Origin of the sequence: Geodermatophilus chilensis, from assembly GCF_002802985.1 — a bacterium.
In the GTDB taxonomy this organism is placed as follows: domain Bacteria; phylum Actinomycetota; class Actinomycetes; order Mycobacteriales; family Geodermatophilaceae; genus Geodermatophilus; species Geodermatophilus chilensis.
The window spans coordinates 1-15,262 of the sequence record NZ_NVPT01000016.1; the positions used below are offsets into that span (position 1 = coordinate 1).

At 72.9% G+C, this 15,262-nt stretch carries 14 protein-coding genes; 8 read left to right on the forward strand and 6 right to left on the reverse strand.

Annotated elements, in window-relative coordinates; genetic code table 11:
* A partial coding sequence (locus tag CNO22_RS04285; RefSeq protein ID WP_232806782.1) for a nickel/cobalt transporter occupies nt 1-1,129 on the forward strand: 1,129 nt, incomplete at its 5' end.
* Nucleotides 1,130-2,049: 920 nt separating this feature from the next.
* On the opposite strand, the gene CNO22_RS04295 is transcribed toward CNO22_RS04285, so the two are convergent.
* Nucleotides 2,050-2,712, reverse strand: a complete 663-nt coding sequence (locus CNO22_RS04295; protein WP_198588093.1) for a Crp/Fnr family transcriptional regulator — start codon at nt 2,710-2,712, stop codon at nt 2,050-2,052.
* Nucleotides 2,713-2,999: 287 nt separating this feature from the next.
* Between CNO22_RS04295 and CNO22_RS04300 the strand changes: the two genes are divergently transcribed.
* From CNO22_RS04300 to CNO22_RS04315, 4 genes are all read left to right on the forward strand, one after another.
* A complete protein-coding gene (locus tag CNO22_RS04300) occupies nt 3,000-3,455 on the forward strand; it encodes a DUF6789 family protein (RefSeq protein ID WP_100498118.1) in 456 nt (151 codons plus the stop codon).
* An 8-nt stretch (nt 3,456-3,463) separates the two neighbouring features.
* Nucleotides 3,464-3,799: a glutaredoxin family protein gene (locus tag CNO22_RS04305; protein ID WP_198588094.1), complete on the forward strand. Its 336-nt coding sequence runs from the start codon at nt 3,464-3,466 to the stop codon at nt 3,797-3,799.
* Nucleotides 3,789-4,373, forward strand: coding sequence for a TlpA family protein disulfide reductase (locus CNO22_RS04310; RefSeq protein ID WP_100498119.1), 585 nt, complete (start codon nt 3,789-3,791; stop codon nt 4,371-4,373). Before CNO22_RS04305 ends, CNO22_RS04310 begins: the two co-directional genes overlap by 11 nt.
* A 187-nt stretch (nt 4,374-4,560) precedes the next feature.
* Nucleotides 4,561-5,385: a transposase family protein gene (locus CNO22_RS04315; protein ID WP_100498160.1), complete on the forward strand. Its 825-nt coding sequence runs from the start codon at nt 4,561-4,563 to the stop codon at nt 5,383-5,385.
* A gap of 124 nt (nt 5,386-5,509) precedes the next feature.
* On the opposite strand, the gene CNO22_RS04320 is transcribed toward CNO22_RS04315, so the two are convergent.
* From CNO22_RS04320 to CNO22_RS04330, 3 genes are all read right to left on the reverse strand, one after another.
* Nucleotides 5,510-6,712: a site-specific integrase gene (locus tag CNO22_RS04320; protein WP_198588095.1), complete on the reverse strand. Its 1,203-nt coding sequence runs from the start codon at nt 6,710-6,712 to the stop codon at nt 5,510-5,512.
* A gap of 386 nt (nt 6,713-7,098) precedes the next feature.
* Nucleotides 7,099-9,267: an acyltransferase family protein gene (locus CNO22_RS04325; RefSeq protein ID WP_100498121.1), complete on the reverse strand. Its 2,169-nt coding sequence runs from the start codon at nt 9,265-9,267 to the stop codon at nt 7,099-7,101.
* A 171-nt stretch (nt 9,268-9,438) separates the two neighbouring features.
* The gene (locus CNO22_RS04330; RefSeq protein ID WP_100498122.1) at nt 9,439-10,362 is read right to left on the reverse strand and encodes an oxygenase MpaB family protein; all 924 of its coding nucleotides are present in this window, start codon (nt 10,360-10,362) and stop codon (nt 9,439-9,441) included.
* A gap of 491 nt (nt 10,363-10,853) precedes the next feature.
* Here CNO22_RS04330 and CNO22_RS04335 point away from each other — a divergent pair, with 491 nt between their 5' ends.
* The 3 genes from CNO22_RS04335 to CNO22_RS27460 all read left to right on the forward strand — a co-directional run bounded on the left by CNO22_RS04335 (nt 10,854) and on the right by CNO22_RS27460 (nt 12,636).
* A complete protein-coding gene (locus tag CNO22_RS04335; protein ID WP_100498123.1) occupies nt 10,854-11,759 on the forward strand; it encodes an alpha/beta fold hydrolase in 906 nt (301 codons plus the stop codon).
* A 59-nt stretch (nt 11,760-11,818) separates the two neighbouring features.
* A complete protein-coding gene (locus CNO22_RS04340) occupies nt 11,819-12,010 on the forward strand; it encodes a hypothetical protein (RefSeq protein WP_100498124.1) in 192 nt (63 codons plus the stop codon).
* Between the two features lie 461 nt (nt 12,011-12,471).
* On the forward strand, nt 12,472-12,636 hold the full coding sequence (locus tag CNO22_RS27460) for an alpha/beta fold hydrolase (protein WP_157936795.1): 165 nt from the start codon (nt 12,472-12,474) through the stop codon (nt 12,634-12,636).
* 111 nt (nt 12,637-12,747) lie between these two features.
* Here CNO22_RS27460 and CNO22_RS04345 read toward each other — a convergent pair whose 3' ends face one another.
* Together CNO22_RS04345 and CNO22_RS04350 are read right to left on the reverse strand one after the other, a co-directional pair.
* A complete protein-coding gene (locus CNO22_RS04345) occupies nt 12,748-13,077 on the reverse strand; it encodes a GNAT family N-acetyltransferase (RefSeq protein WP_100498125.1) in 330 nt (109 codons plus the stop codon).
* A gap of 199 nt (nt 13,078-13,276) precedes the next feature.
* A complete protein-coding gene (locus tag CNO22_RS04350) occupies nt 13,277-14,968 on the reverse strand; it encodes a PHA/PHB synthase family protein (RefSeq protein ID WP_100498126.1) in 1,692 nt (563 codons plus the stop codon).
* Nucleotides 14,969-15,262: the final 294 nt, after the last annotated feature.

The following is a 15,262-nucleotide window of genomic DNA, read 5'->3' on the forward strand; positions in this document are numbered from 1 at the left end:
CGAGCTGCGCACATACCCCGAGGACCTGCTCGCCTCGCCGCTCGACGTGCGCTCCTTCGAGGTGGCGACGGAGCCCGGCGAGAACACCGCCGCAGGCGCGAGCGCCGTCGCCCCGTCGTCCAGCGACCCGTTCGGGTCCGCGATGGCCGCCCTCGACCGCCGCCTGCAGACCATGATCGGCGACGGCCGGCTGACGCCGCTCGTGGGCGCTCTGGCCGTCGGCCTCGCCGTCCTCCTCGGGTGCGGCCACGCGCTGCTGCCCGGCCACGGCAAGACCGTCATGGCCGCGTACCTAGCCGGCCGGCGAGGCCATTCCCGGGACGCTGTCCTGGTCGGGGCGACGGTCACCGCCACCCACACGGTCGGGGTACTCGTCCTGGGCCTGGCCGTCTCGTTGTCGAGCTCCTTCGCCGGTGACCAGGTGCTGCGGTGGCTCGGTGTCGTCAGCGGCGCGCTCGTCGCATCGATCGGCGCCCTCATGCTCCGCGGAGCCGTGCGCACCCGCCGGTCGGACGACGCCGCCGTTGTCGAGGACGCGCCGCTCGCCGTCGGAGTTGGCGCGCTCGTGAGCGCCGGAGTAGGCACCCGTCCCCACGTCCGTGCGACGGACGTCCGGACGCGCGACCACTCGCACGGTCACGATCACTCGCACGATCACGACCACCCGCACGATCACGACCACTTGCACGCGGACAACCACGACCACGTTGATGGTGGCGTGCGCGCCTGGTGGTCGGGTCGGCACAGCCACCACCCAGGCGGGCACACCCACGCGCCGCACGCTCACGGTCACCGATCCGGCCGCGGCGGCCTCGTCGGGATGGGCATCGCCGGCGGGCTGGTGCCCAGCCCCTCCGCGCTCGTCGTCCTCCTCGCCTCGATCGGCCTGGGACGGACTGTGTTCGGTGTCTTCCTCGTCGTCGCCTACGGGCTGGGCATGGCAACCACGCTGACCGCTGTCGGGCTGGCGCTCGTTCACATGCGTGACCGATTGAGCCGACGGCTGACTGTGACCGGCTCATCGAACCCGCTGCGGCGAATCGCCCGGACTGCGCCGCTGCTCACGGCGGCGTTGGTGTTGACGGTCGGCCTGGCGCTGGTCGTTCGGGGCGCCGTTCTCGGAGCCTGACGAATGAGTTCCTGGATCAATGGCGGCTCCATCACTTCCAGAGGGAGTCGTCGGACACGCCCTAGCGTCACCGGACGCCGCGCAGGACCGCCCCGAGGATGGCCACCGGACTGCGACGGCGGCGTTCCGCTCGGCGTAGTAAGCCAGCGCCGCCGGCGTGTTGCCGGAGGTCAGGTGATCCGGTGGCCGGACCTCATACGAAGACATGACGTGACAGTCGAAGCGGGGTCGTGTTCCTTGTCCACGAGGAGTTCCGGATGCTCTATAGGGCGGCTGCGTCACTTCCAACCGAGGACCGGGAGCAAGCGAGCGCCGAGCTCCGTGGGCAACTCCGCGTCATGGCCGGCGCTATCGGGTCCACCCCGGACTGGACGACCTTCCGTGTCGACGGCCCCACCCACGTTCCGGGACGGGGCGGCCAGAGCAGGTTCGAGTGGAGTGCGACCGTCAGCGCAGAGGATGGCGATGAGGATGTCGACCCCGATGCACTTGTCGGCCACGCCGAACCGACATCTCCTGCGGCGGGAGAAACGCAACCCTTCGCGACGCCGAGGCCTCGCCAAGCAGGCTGATACGTCGGCAGAGCGCGAGGACATCGCTCCGCGGCCGACTCGCAATCCCGAGCTCTTACACAGACCATCTGACAGGGCCTGTGAAGGATGTCCCGCGACAGCTGTGCACGATGTCCTGAACTCAGACACCCCCTCGGACACCGCACCGCCCCGGGATCCCTGCAGGTAAGGAACTCGGGGCGCTTCCATGTTCGGGGCCTTGCGAGACCCATACCGGGTCGCGCTTCCGAAAACGGCACTCGGGGACTCGGGTAGAACCGGGCCAAGCTCGGACGGCATCCACGACGGGATCCGAAGTCGGATAGCGGAAGAAGCAGTCCCGTGCATGGGCGCGATGATCCTGCCGCCTCAATCCCCTCCGTGTCTCGAAGGGCGAGGGCGCCCGTAATCCCACTGCTCGGCGACGGCTCGCAGCCCCTCCACGTCCAGGACGACGATTTCGCCCCGGCGGAGCGTGACGAGACCGGCCCCCCGTAGCTCACCCAGGAGCTTCGTTGCTGTCTCCCGGGTGGTGCCCACCAGTTCGGCCAACTGCTCGTGCGTCAGCCGGATGTGGGACCCCCGCTGCGCGAAGAGCCCGGACTCCGGTGCCGCAGCGGCCAGGCGGCAGAGGACTGCGGCCACCCGCTGCGGCGCGGTCTTCAGGACGGTGTCGGCGAGCCGTTGCTCCACCTCGGCGAGCCTCCGGCCCAGCCCCGTGACGATGCGGGTCACGATGCGGGTGTCGGACAGGAGCATCGTGCGGACGTCGTACTCGCTGATCAGGCACAGCACGCTGGGCTCCTGCGCCTCGGCGAACCCCTCACCCATGCGCTGGCCGATCAGCTCCATCTCCCCGAACAGCGCTCCGGGGCCGAGCACGGCCAAGGTCACGCGCCTCCCCTCCGGTGAGATCCGGTAGATGCGCACCGAGCCGGCCTTGACGATGAACAGCACCTTCTGCGGCTCGTGGGGTGACCAGAGCAGGGTCCCCGCGGCGACCGTCCGCATGGGCGCGCGCGGCGAGGTCAACCATCTCCTGCTCGCTGAGGTCCTGGAAGACCTCGACCTCCGAAAGGCAGAAGACGGGCGTCCTGGAGAATGGCACGGCCGCTCCGCCGGCCTCGGCCGTCACGATGCTTCTCGCCCCTCCCACCGCTTCTTCGCCCCCGTCAGCCCGGCGTAGAAACCCGCCCGTCGGGCTCACTGTCGCACCCACCGGATGCTTGAAGTGTGTCCTGGCACACAGATCGGCGCAGCGCTCCTCCCTAGCGTCCGGTCCAGCGGGTGACCGACGCCCGCCGGAGAGGAGCACGACGATGCGCGCGACGACTGCTGGAACGACAGCCGGGGCGGGACAGGCGGCCCTCATTCAGCGGGTGATTGCCGGGGTAGTCGGTGGCCTCGCCGGCGGAGTGATCTTCGGCGCCATGATGCAGTTCATGGGGATGATGGGGATGATCGCCCAGCTGGTGGGGAGCAGCTCGGCAGCGGTCGGGTGGGTGGTCCACCTGGCGATCTCCGCCTTCTTCGGCGCGGCGTTCGCCGTGTTGCTCGGTGGCTTGCTGCGTGGCCTCGGCAGGGCCGTGCTTCTCGGCGCCGTGTACGGCGTGCTCCTGTGGGTCGTCGGGCCGCTGCTGCTGATGCCCGCGTTCCTCGGGATGCCGCTCTTCGCCATCAACGACATGGCGCTCATGAGCCTGCTCGGCCACGTGATCTTCGGGCTGGTGCTGGGCCTCGTCGCGGGCGCGATGCTGCGCCGCCGACCGGCCTGAGGGCCCAGGTGCCAGCCGCGCGGGAGGGCGCGCGCAGGCAGACCACCGCATTCGGCCGGGCTCCGCGGCTGCAGGTCTACGTCAGCGCGGGTTGCCCGAGCTGCCTGCGGACCCGGGAGCTGATCGCCCAGCTCCGCCGGCTCCGCTCGGGGGCCGCGGTCGAGGTGATCGATCTAGATCGCCTGGCCGCCGGGGCCGGCCGGGCGGACGTGGTCGGCACGCCGGCCTACGTGCTCGGGGGGCGAGTCCGCTGGCTGGGCAACCCCTCGGCCGAGGAACTGCTTGCGGCCTGGGACGAGGAATCCGCGCACGACCTGGAGGGGGCTACCGATCATGGCCGTTGAGGGGCGGGCACGAGCGTCCGTCCGTCACCGCCTGCTCGGTCCGGCGGTGGTCGTGGCGGTGGTCGTGCTGACCGCCTGCTCGCCGAGCGCCGGACCCACCGCAACCTCGGCCGGGGCAGCCCCTCCTGACGCACAGAGTGCGCGGGGTGCCGGCCCGGCGGCCGTCGGGGCTGACGCCCTGGGCGGCCAGACGCTCGACGGGCAGCCGTTCTCCTGGAGCCGGCTGGCGGGCCGTCCCGCGGTTCTGTGGTTTTGGGCGCCGTGGTGCACCATCTGCCGGGCGGAGGCTCCAGAGGTCGCCGAGGTGGCCGCCGAGTACACGGGGCGGGTCGAGGTGATCGGGGTGGCCGGGCGCGGGGATCGCACCTCGATGGAGGCGTTCGTGGCCGACACCGGGACCGGCTCCCTCACCCACCTCGTCGACGAGAACGGTGAGCTGTGGAACCGCTTCGGCATCGTGTCCCAGCCGGCGTTCGTGTTCGTCGACCCTTCAGGAGACGTCGAGACCTTCGCCGGCTCCCTCGGCGAGGCGGAACTCCGAGCTGTCCTCGACGACCTGGCAACGGGAAGCTGACATGGACCCGGCCCTGTTCGCACTGAGCCTTTCCCAGTAGCGGGTGGCTGGCAGGTCGGACAGGACACGCCGACGAGCGCGAGGTGACGGGAGGAAGCGCAGGACCTCGGTAGGAGGGACGTCTTCTCACGGATCGTCTTCCCCATCCGAGGTCGTGGGCGTGTCCGATCCTGTCACCTACACCGCCGTGCTTCCGGTCGCCGAGCAGACCGTGCAGTTCGTGTCGGGCCTGCTGGCCGCCGAGCGGCGGCGTCGAGGCACCCGCGGCCGCCGCCGGGCGCTGGGCTGCTACCGGCAGGCGGTGCTGGTGCTGCGCTGGTTTCTCGACGGCACCCGGCTGGCGCAGTTGGCCGCCGACAACCGGATCGGCCGCTCCACGGCCTACCGGTATCTGCACGAGGGCATCGACGTCCTCGCCGCCGCCGCACCGGGGCTGCGCGGAGCGCTGCTGGCCGCCCGCGCCGCCGGCCATTCCCATGTGACGGTGGACGGCACGCTGATCCGTACCGATCGGTGTCGCGTCGCCGGGCCGACCGCCCGCGCCGACCGGCCCGAGCGCCGAGTGGATCTGTGGTGGTCGGGCAAGCACGCCGCGCACGGCGGCAACGTGCAGGTCCTCGCCGCCCCGGACGGCTGGCCGCTGTGGACCTCGGGCGTGCGGCCCGGCCGTGAGCACGACACCACCGCCCTGCGCGGCCACCCCGAGGCGTGGCCGCTGCTGACCGAGTGGACCGACGACACCCACGCCGTGCTGGCCGACCTGGGCTACGAGGGCGAGCGGGCGGCGCTGACCACGCCGATCAAGAAGACCACCGACGCACCGCTGACCGACGACCAGCGCACCGTCAACCTGCTGCACGCCGCCACCCGCGCCCCGGCCGAACGCGGCAACTCGCTGCTCAAGACCACCTTCAAGGCGCTGCGCCGGGTCAGCCTCTGCCCCTGGCGCGTCGGCGCGATCACCGCCGCCGCCCTTGTTCTCCTCCATCACCAGCACGGCCGGACCACATGATCACCGACCTGGCCCAGCCGCTACTGGGAAGACTCACTTCATCGCCCCGGTGTTCCTGCAGGTCAGGTGCCCGGGGTGTTTCGCTGAAGAGGCCTCTGAGGCCCTCGTGATACTTCGTTGCCGGTCAGCCCTCCAGCAGCGCGCCGAAACGGTCCGCCGCCTCGCGCCCCATGCCGGGGTGCACGTGCTGGTAGACGGTCAGCGTGATCCTGGCACTCGCGTGGCCCAGGCGCTCCGAGACGACCTTCACCGGCACGCCGTCGGCCAGCAGCAGGGTGGCGTGGGTGTGGCGCAGATCGTACGGCCGGATCACCGGCAGTCGCTCCTCCCCCAGCGCCTTACGCGCCTGGACGACCTGGCCGGCGAAGCGGCGGGAGAACCGCTCGGGGTGCCGATAGGTGCCGTCCAGGTTGCTGAGCACGAGCGCCGAGTCGCGCACGAGGTCGAGAGCCAGCAGGCCCCGAGCTGCCCGGTAGGCACGAAGCGCAGCCACGGTGCCCGTGTCCAGGTCGACGACCCGGGACCGGCCCGTCTTGGTCGGCCCCTCGACGAGGCGCTCGCCGGCGCCCCTGGCCTTGACAACGCCGGCGCTGCGGCGGACCGCGCGCCGGCCGGCGTCCAGGTCGACGTCCCGCCAGCGCAGGGCCAGCGCCTCACCGCGGCGCATCCCGGTGGCCGCGAGCAGCCGCCAGCCCATGGCGAGGTCCCGGTCCTCGGCGTGGGCCCAGCCGAGGAACCGGCCGAGCTCGGCCCCGGTCCAGGCCTGCATCTCCGGAGGGCGGGCCTCCGACGGGCTCGGTGGTGTCGACCTGTCGGTCGGGTTCACGGAAAGGCGCCCCTGCTTGACCGCGCCGCCCAGGGCCGACCGCAGGATGGTGTACACGTAGCGCACCGTGCGGGCGGAGAGGCCGCCCTGCGCGTCGGCCCGGCCGGACGCCTCGAGCTTCTGCATCCACGCGTCGACCGCCGAGCCGGTGAGACGGGCGACCGGCTGCGCACCGAGGTAGGGCTCGATGTGCAGCCGGATGTTCTTCCGGTAGGAGGCCAGTGTGGCGGGACTGAGCCGCTGCCCCTGCACCCACTCGGCGAGGTAGGCGTCGAGGCGCTGCTTCGACGGCTCGACCCACTCCCCCACCTCGGACGTGCGGATCTCCGCGCGCAGAGCCGCAGCGGCGTCCTTCCTGGTCTTGAAGCCCCGCTTGAGAATGACGCGCTTCGTCCCGTCCTCCCGCTGGGCGGTGAACTTGATCAGGAAGCGCGGGCCGGCCTTGGTCGTGTACTCACTGATGCTGCCCTCGCCCGCCTGACGTCGCCGTGGCTTGGCCATCGCCGGAACCCCGTTGCTCGACCGTGAACCGCTGCCAGCCCGCTGACCGCTGCTGCATCGGAGGCACCTGGTTGTGTAGCAGCGAGGAGCAGCCCGACGGGCGACGCCGTCCCTCATCTGTGGATGCACGCCGACCTTGTGGACCAGGGGTGACCAACGGGCCGTGCCGCCGCGTGCTGGTGTCCGCGAGCCTTCTCAGCAGGCTTCCAATTTCCTCCAGATTCTCCTCGGTCAGCCTCCTGAGGAGCTGGCGTGGGCCCGATGACCTCAACCTGAGAAGCGGCCGCTCAGCGTCACCTCGCCGGAGCATCGGCTGCACCCGGTCGTGGAGTGGCGCGGCCATCGTGCAACCGACTCGCAGGAAGGTCGCATGGCCGTGGTGCTCGTCAGCGTCCGGCCATCGCCTGGTCGACCGCTGCTGCCAGCACCGGTGTGAGCCACTGGGCGTAGCCGACCGTGAGGTGGTTGTCGTCGCGGTAGACCAGCTGGTTGCCGACGATCAAAGGGCACCGGGTCGCGGTGCAGAAGAGGGAGGTCAGGTCGGCATAGTGGCCGCCGCCTGCCGCCGTCGCCGCCGCTTCGGCGGCGATGCCGCCGTCGTTGACGGCGCGGGTGCGGTCGGGCGCGCAGGCGGCTGCTGACGTGAGGTGCCCGGACAGGCAGCGGGGGACGTTCGTGAGCGGATCGGGAACCGGTCCCAGCACCAGCACGACCGCTCCGGTGGCGCGGAGGTCCGCCACCGTGCGCGTCAGGCTGTCGAGCCACTGCGGGCCGTACACGGTGAAACCAAAGTCGAGCCCGTAGCGGCGGGTCATGCCGAGCACCACCACCGCGGGCGGATCGGCGTGGATTCGGTCCAGGACCTGGGAGCGCCACTGCTCGCACTCGGTGTAGCGCCGGCCGAGGTAGGGGCTGGTGATGGGCAGGTCCAGCAGGGGGCAGGTGACCTTGCCGAGGGTCTCCAGTCGCCACTGCCGCTGCTGGGCGACCTGCTCGAGGGCCGGCTCCCACTGGGCGGCATGGGAGTCCCCTATCAGGGTCACCGTGGTCCTGGCCTCCGTCGCCCCGTAGGTGCAGGTGTCCACGCCCACAGCCGTCCACGTCAGCACGCACCCGTCCCGGAACGGAGCGGGCCGGTCGGCCGCCGCCCCGGCCAGGGGCGGGGTCAGGTTCGAGGGGACGGCCTGGATCTCCACCGAGCCGGCGACGGCCGCCTGGACCTGCGCGGTCAGGGCCTGCACCGCCGCCTGCTCCGGCGGCAGGGTGGGGCTTGTGGAGCTCGCTGGGACACCGCTCTCCGGCGGTTCGGGGTCCCCGATTCCCGGTGCCCGCGCCGCAACGCCCGGCCCCACCGGGACGGGGACGACGGAGAGCACGACCAGCACCGCCGCGACCCCCGCCGCCGTGACGCCGCCGCCGAGCAGCAGGCTGCGGCCGGCCGACCGCCGCAGCGTCGCGGCGAACCGGAGCGGGTTCTCGACGGCGTGCAGGGTGAGCACCGCCAGGCCCCCACTGAGCGCAGCGGCTGCCAGTCGGCCGCCCAGGCCGAGCGGGTGTCCAAGGAGGAACGGCGCCAGGACCAGGACCGGCCAGTGCCACAGATACCAGGAGTACGAACACCGCCCGATCAGCCGCATCGGCGCGACGGACAGCGCAGCGCCCACCCCTCCCCGAGGCAGCGCGCACCCTGCTCCGACCACGAGCGCGGCGCCGAGGACCGGAGCCAGCGCGGCCGGCCCGGGAAACGCAGTCGAGGCGCCGAGCCGCGCGCAGCTGAGCACCACCAGCGCCAGGCCGGTCCACCCCGCCAGTCGGGCCACCGCCGGCGGCAGCCGGCGCCACCACGAGACGGTCAGGGTCACCAGGCCGCCGACCGCCAGTTCCCATGCACGCGCCGGGAGCGAGAAGAAGGCCCACGGCGGTGCGGTGCGGGTCCAGTGCACCGACAGGGCGAACGACGCCGCGGCGACGGCCGCGAGCACCACCAGCAACGGCACCACCGAGCGGCGCTCCTGCGCGGCCCGGCGCCGTCTGGCCCGGGAGCTGACCAAGCCGGCGGTCCCCGCAACGATGATCAGCAGGGCCGGCCACAGCAGATAGAACTGCTCCTCCACACCGAGCGACCAGTAGTGCTGCACCGGCGACGAGGGCTCGTCGGCGGCCAGGTAGTCGGTCCCGCTGAGGGCGAACCGGTAGTTGCCCGCGTAGATAGCGCTGGCGAGCACGTCACCCAAGACGCTGCGCGCCTGCAGCGGCGGCAGCAACCAGGCGCACGCGACCGCGACGACGACGAGCACCGTCACGGCGGCGGGCAGCAGGCGCCGGGCGCGGGCACCGTAGAACCGGGCCAGGCGCACCGAGCCGGTGTCCTCCACCTCCCGCCACAGCAGGCCGGTGATGAGGAAGCCCGACACCACGAAGAAGACGTCGACCCCGACGAAACCACCGGGAAAGCCGGGGACCTCGACGTGGTAGAGCACCACGGCCAGCACGGCGACCGCCCGCAGACCCTCGACGTCGGGCCGGAAGCCCCGACGCTCCTCGGCGTCGGCCATCTCCGAAGGCTACGGACGATGCCCGGCGGTGGCCACAGCCGCGTCCGCAGGCTGACCGGCCGGCAGAGGGACGGTCGACTCTCGTGCTGTGCCGCGATGGCGCGTGTCCGGGGCAGATCGTCAGACACTGCCTCATCCCACGCCGTGACCCGACTTCGCCGAAGACAATGCCTAACGAAGCAGCGGTTGCAGGCGGCGTTGGGCGGACAGGTAGTGCGGCCAGTAGCGCACGTGCGCAGGTAGGGCGGGCACCGCGGTTCGGGTCACGAGGCGGGCGGCGGAGAATGCCTGCTGCTCCCGCCAACCCCAGCTCAGCCGGTAGCCGGCACGGAGCCGGGGCGGGAGCAAGCCGGCCGCGAGGACGCCGGTCAGCCCACCGGCACCGATGTTCAGGGGCCAGGCCAGCCCTGAGGCGCCGGCGGAGAGGATCTCCCCGGCCAGCGCCCGCGCCTGGGGGCCGACCTCGAGCACCCCGTCCTCGTCCATGCAGCGCACGTAGCGCTCGAGATCCGCATGACTGCGCGGCAGCAGCTCCTCCGGCACGCCGAAGAGCCGGCCGAATCGGGACATCTCCGCCTGATAGCCGGCCCGGCGCTGCAGGGTCAGCGGCGCGATGAACCCGTCGTAGAGCTCCAACGCCGTCCACACCAAGGTGGCGTGCACCCACAGCGCCAGCTGCGGATCCTCAGCCCGGTAGGCGGTGCCGGCGGGAAAGCCGCCGACGGCGGTGCCGATGCGCCCGGCGACATGCCGGTGCCGCGCCCGAACCCGGGCGGCTGCGGCGGCGGCCTGTCCGCGGTCGCCGAAGACGACGGTGAGAGTGGCGTCCAGGGTGGCGCGCAGCCGGTGCAGCGGATCCGCGCGGAAGCCGCTGTGCTGCCCGACGCCGGCGGCGACGAGAGGATGGGCCAGCTGCAACAACAGGGCGGCCGGGCCGGCGGCCAGCAGCACCCGCTCCCGGCCGATCCGCCAGACCTCCGAGCCCGGCCCGAACAGGCCCGGATCGCCCGGCACGCCCGGGGCCGGGTCGGCAGGGAACAGCGAGGCGAGATAGCCGACCGGCCCGACACCGCCGCCCGATCCCGACCACCGCATCTAGACCACCCCATTCACGTCGCCCAGCCACTCTTCCTGCCTCAGCACCCGCACCTCCCGCCACAGCCCCCGGTGGTTTTCACAGCAGGGGGGCGTTACGGAGCGGCGGGACGGCATCCGTGCCCCCCTCCCCGAAGAAGCCGCGTGGGGTTGCGGAGTAGTTCCGCTCTCTGCATGGCGCATCTTCGACACCGCCATCTCCGTCGTGAGGGTGACGCTCGCTGTCGCCTTGGTCGTCAGCTGTGGGAGGGGCGGGCACCGATTTCCATACCCTGTCGACCGGTGTGGATGGCGCCGGCAGGTGGCTCGCCGCTGTGCGCCATGCGCGGGACGGAGGGGCCGAGACGGTGGGCTGACCGGACGCTGGAGCCTCGTGCGGAGGCCGATCCCGCTGCCGGCGGCTGCGGCGTGCCCGGGGCGGGCCGGAGCCGGTTCGGTAGATTCGCGCGGGTGCCGCTGCCTGTCCCGCATCCGTACGCCGTTCTGTCCTGGTGAGCAGCCGCGAGGTCCGCAGCGCGGACGGAACCAGCATCCGCGCCTGGTGCAACGACGGCGACGGCACCCCGGTGCTGCTGTGCAACGGGCTGGGCGCCCCGGCTGCGGCGTGGCCCCGGCTGGTCGCCCGAGGCAGCGGCTACCGGGTCATCAGCTGGGACTACCGCGGCCTCGGCGGCTCGCAGCGTCCTGCCGACCGGGAACGGGTGCAGGTGGAGGATCACGCCGCCGACGCCCGCGCGGTGCTGGACGCCTTCGGAGTGCGCGCGGCGACTCTGGTGGGCTGGTCGCTGGGGGTCAATGTCGCGTTCGAGCTGGCCCTGCAGGACCCGGCGCGGGTCGCCGGAGTGCTGGCCGTCGCCGGGGTGCCCGGCGGCAGCTTCTCCTCCCTGTTCGCCCCGCTCGGTGTGCCGCGGCCGCTGCGAACCCGGATCGGGCACCTCAGCAGCTGGTGGCTGCCGGTGATCGGGCCGCTGCTGCCGCCGGTCGCGGCGGGTCTGACCGCGTGGGAGGACGCGCTGTGGCTGGCCGCCTCGGGCGGCGCGGCGAGAGAGGGCGCGCCTCTGGGCGCGCTGACCGCGGTGCTGCGCGAGTTCGCCGACCACGACTGGCGGTGGTATCGGCGCCTGGTCGCCGCGGTCGCCGCCCACGCGCCGCTGGATGTGTCGGCCGTGCGCTGCCCGGTGACCTTCCTGGCCGGCCGCTACGACCTGTTCGTCGACACCGCCGACCTGCGCCGGGCGGCCCGCACCCTGCCGGCCGCCCGGTACCGTGAGCTGGCCGGCACCCACTTCCTGCCGCTGCACTACCCGCAGGTGATGCTCGCCGAGCTGCGCCACCTCACCGGCGCCACGTCCGTCGCGGGAGTGACCCCGTCGCCGGCAACCGTTCGGCGAGGGTAGGAACGCCGCACGGAGCGCCGTTTCGGGAAGGCAGCGTCCGATTGACGGACGGGCGGCGGGTGTCGTACGCGGAGTTCGGGGACCCGGACGGCGTGCCCGTCGTCAATTGTCACGGCGCGCCCAGCAGCCGGCGCGAGCGCTACTTCCCGGACGGCGAGGAGTGCCGCCGGCTGGGGGTGCGGCTGGTGGGGATCGACCGCCCGAGCTCCGGCCGGTCGGATTCGGCGCCGCGGCGGCGAATCGTGAACTGACCGGCCGACGCCCGACAGGTGCTCGATGCCCTGGGCCTCGGCGAGGTCCTCGTGCTGGCGCTGTCCGCCGGCGTGCCGTACGCGTTGGCCCTGGCCCGCGCGCTGCCGGACCGGGTCCGCCGGATCGCGGCGGTCGGCGCCAGCCCACCGCCGGACGTGCCGTGGCCCTGGCCGCCCGTGCCGGCTGCCCTCCGCTCGCTGCTGCTGCGCCCCGGCCGGCTGTCGACAGCCGCCTCGCTGCCCGTCCTGGGCCCGGCGGCGCTGCACCCGCCGCTGTTCGCCTCCTACCTGCGCCGGCGGCTCGGACCGCCCGATCGGAAGCTGCTCGACCGGCCCGACGTGCGCAAGACGCTGGAGGAGACCTTCGCGGAGGGCTGCGCCAGGGCTGGCGGCCCGGGGCGTACGACCGGGCGCTGCTGCGGCGACCGTGGGGATTCGCCGTCCGCCAGGTGCCTCGACCGGTGCAGCTCTGGCACGGCCGCGCCGACTGGCAGGCTCCGCTGCCCGGCGCCCGGCTGCTCGCCGCCGAGATGCCCACGGCGCAGCTGCGGGTGCTGCCCGGGGCGGGCCACCTGCTCGGCTTCCACCACGGCGCCGAGATCCTCACCGACCTCACCGCCCCGTGACCGCGGACCCGGGTCAGGGAGGCGGCACTCCACGGAGCCGGTACGCGGCGGCCAGCGTGCCCAGATGGTCCGCCCCGTCGTCCCGCGGACGGCCGGTTCCTGGATCAGATTTCAGGCTTGGTCCGGCTGGGCGGGCGGCAGCCCGAACATCGACCGGTCGGCCGCGGCGACCAGGTCGAGCTCGGCGGGATGGGTGCGCAGGACGTGGCGGACGAAGGGGCAGTAGGGCCGCACCCGCAGCCGGCGCTGGCGGGCGGCGGTCAAGACACCGCGCACCAGGATGGTGCCCAGCCCCCGGCCGTGCCTAGTGGGGTCGATCTCGGTGTAGGGCAGGGTCATGGCGTCGTCAGCCACGTGATAGCTCGCCCAGCCGAGGACCTCATCGTCGATCCGCAGCTCGAAGCGGGCGAGGTCGGGACGGTCCACCACGGTGATCCTCATGGCCTGCTGTCTCCTGCCCGCCGGGGAGCCTGGCTGGGCGTGCCTGGCGGTCATCGAGCCGGTGCGGCCACCGGCACGGTGCGGGGCGAGCGCCGGAATGTGCGGCCGTCCCGCCGCTGCCGCCCGACTGCCGCTGCGCCGGTTGACGTTGGCGAGGGCGTCGCTGCGATTCGGACCTGCCCGCCGCGGAGGGTGCGGATCAGGGGGGCGGCCGGTCGAGGACGTAGGAACCGGGCGCGGGCTGCAGCGGCGGGTGGAGGTCGCTGCCGAGCTCGACGGGCGCGGGCACCTCGTCGCCGGAGCGCTCGATGGTCCACGGCGCCCAGGCCTGCCACCAGCTGCCGGTGTGCCGCTCGGCCGCGGCGCGCCAGTCTTCTGGGTCCGGCCCCGGGGCCCCGCCGGTCCAGTAGCAGTCCCTCGGGTTGCCCGGCGGGGTGGCCAGGCTCTGGAGGTGGCCGCCGGAGCTGAGCAGGAAGGTGGCGGGGCCCGAGAGCAGCTGGGTGGTCCGGTAGCAGCCGGTCCACGGGGTGAGGTGGTCGTCGGCCGCGGCGATGACGAGCGTGGGCAGCGTGATCTCGGCCAGATCCACCGGGGTGCCTAGCACTGTCATCGCGCCGGGCCGGAGGAGCGTGTTGTCCCGGAAGCTCTGCAGGAACTGCTCGTGCAGCGCGGCCGGCAGGTTGGTGCCGTCGGCGTACCAGGCCAGGAGGTCCGACGCCGGTGGGTCCTCGCCCATCAGCCACTGGTGAACCAGGGAGCCGAACACCAGCTCGTCGGGGTGCATCCAGCTGAAGGTCGACTGCATCGTCCGCGCGGGGATCACCCCGCGGGGCCGGGAAACGCGCCGGCCGGCGCCGAGGCGGCGCCCCGCGAACGCCGCGATCGGCGCCGGAGTGGCGAAGTCCAGCAGGGTGGCGGCGTATCCGGCGCTGTGCACGCTGTGGTCGGCGATCGCGGCGGGATGGGTGAGCAGCGTGGTCAGCAGGATTCCGCCGGCGCAGAAGCCGATGGCGTTCACATCCGGCGATCCGGTGATCTCCCGGGCCACCCCGATTGCCCGGCGGATGCGCTCCGCATAGGTGTCAAGGGTCCAGCCGGCGTGCTTGCGCGTCGGGTTGCGCCAGCTGATCAGGAATACCTGCAGCCCCTGGGCGACGGCGTATTCCACGAAGCTGCGCCCCGGCCGCAGATCGAGGAAGTAGAAGCGGCCGATCGGCGGCGGCACGACCACCAGCGGACGCTGCCGCACCCGCTCCGTGGACGGCTGGTACTGCAGGAGCTCGATGACGTCGTCGCGGTACACCACCACCCCTCGGGTCGCCCCCAGGTTCCGGCCGACGGTGAACTCCGATCGGTCGGCCGGCGCGGGCAGCCCGCCGTGGTGCCGCAGATCCTCGACCAGATGCCCCACGCCCTGCAGGACGCTGCGGCCGCCGGTGTCGATCGCCCGCCGCAGCGCCGCCGGATTGCCCAGCAGCGTGTTGGTCGGCGCCATGCCGCTGATCAGCGCGTTCAGTGCAAATCGGGCCCGCTCGACCGCGCGCCAGTCGGCGCCTTCGGCCTCGTACTGGTCGACCAACCGAGCCAGCGAGGAACCCCACGCCAGATAGGCCTGGCCCAGCCGTCGATAGCCGGGGTGCTCGCGCCACGCCGGATCGGCGAAGCGCTCGTCCTGCTCCGACGGCGCCAGCCGGTCGGTGCCCCGCAGGATCGCGGCGAAGTCCCGGCCGAGACGGACGGTCTCCCGAGCGAGAGGGCGCGGCCGGGCGAGCGCACCGACCAGGCCGCCGGCGACGCCGCGGACGGACGGCAGGGCGACCACCTCGGCGGCCTCCGGCAGAAGGACCGGCTCGGGAGCTCGCTCGTCGGGGGAAGCGACGGACGCAGACACAGGGCCTCCTGGTCTCGGATATCGACCGACGCTATCGAGCAGACCGGCAACGGCAACAGGGCGCTTCCACGCCGTTTCGGCACGTGACCGTCACCCGTGACAGGTGGTCCGCGCGGCCGTTGCCGCCAGGGTTCGGTTCACCACGCAGGGTTCCGGCTGCCGCAGGAGAAGACCGAGGAGCTCCTCGCGACTTTCCCGGCGGCCGGGGTGGGCAAGGCCGCAACAGTGGGCCATGACCGTGGAGGTGGGCCATGAGCGAGGACGGCGCATCCCGCCGCGAGTCCGGGCTGGGAT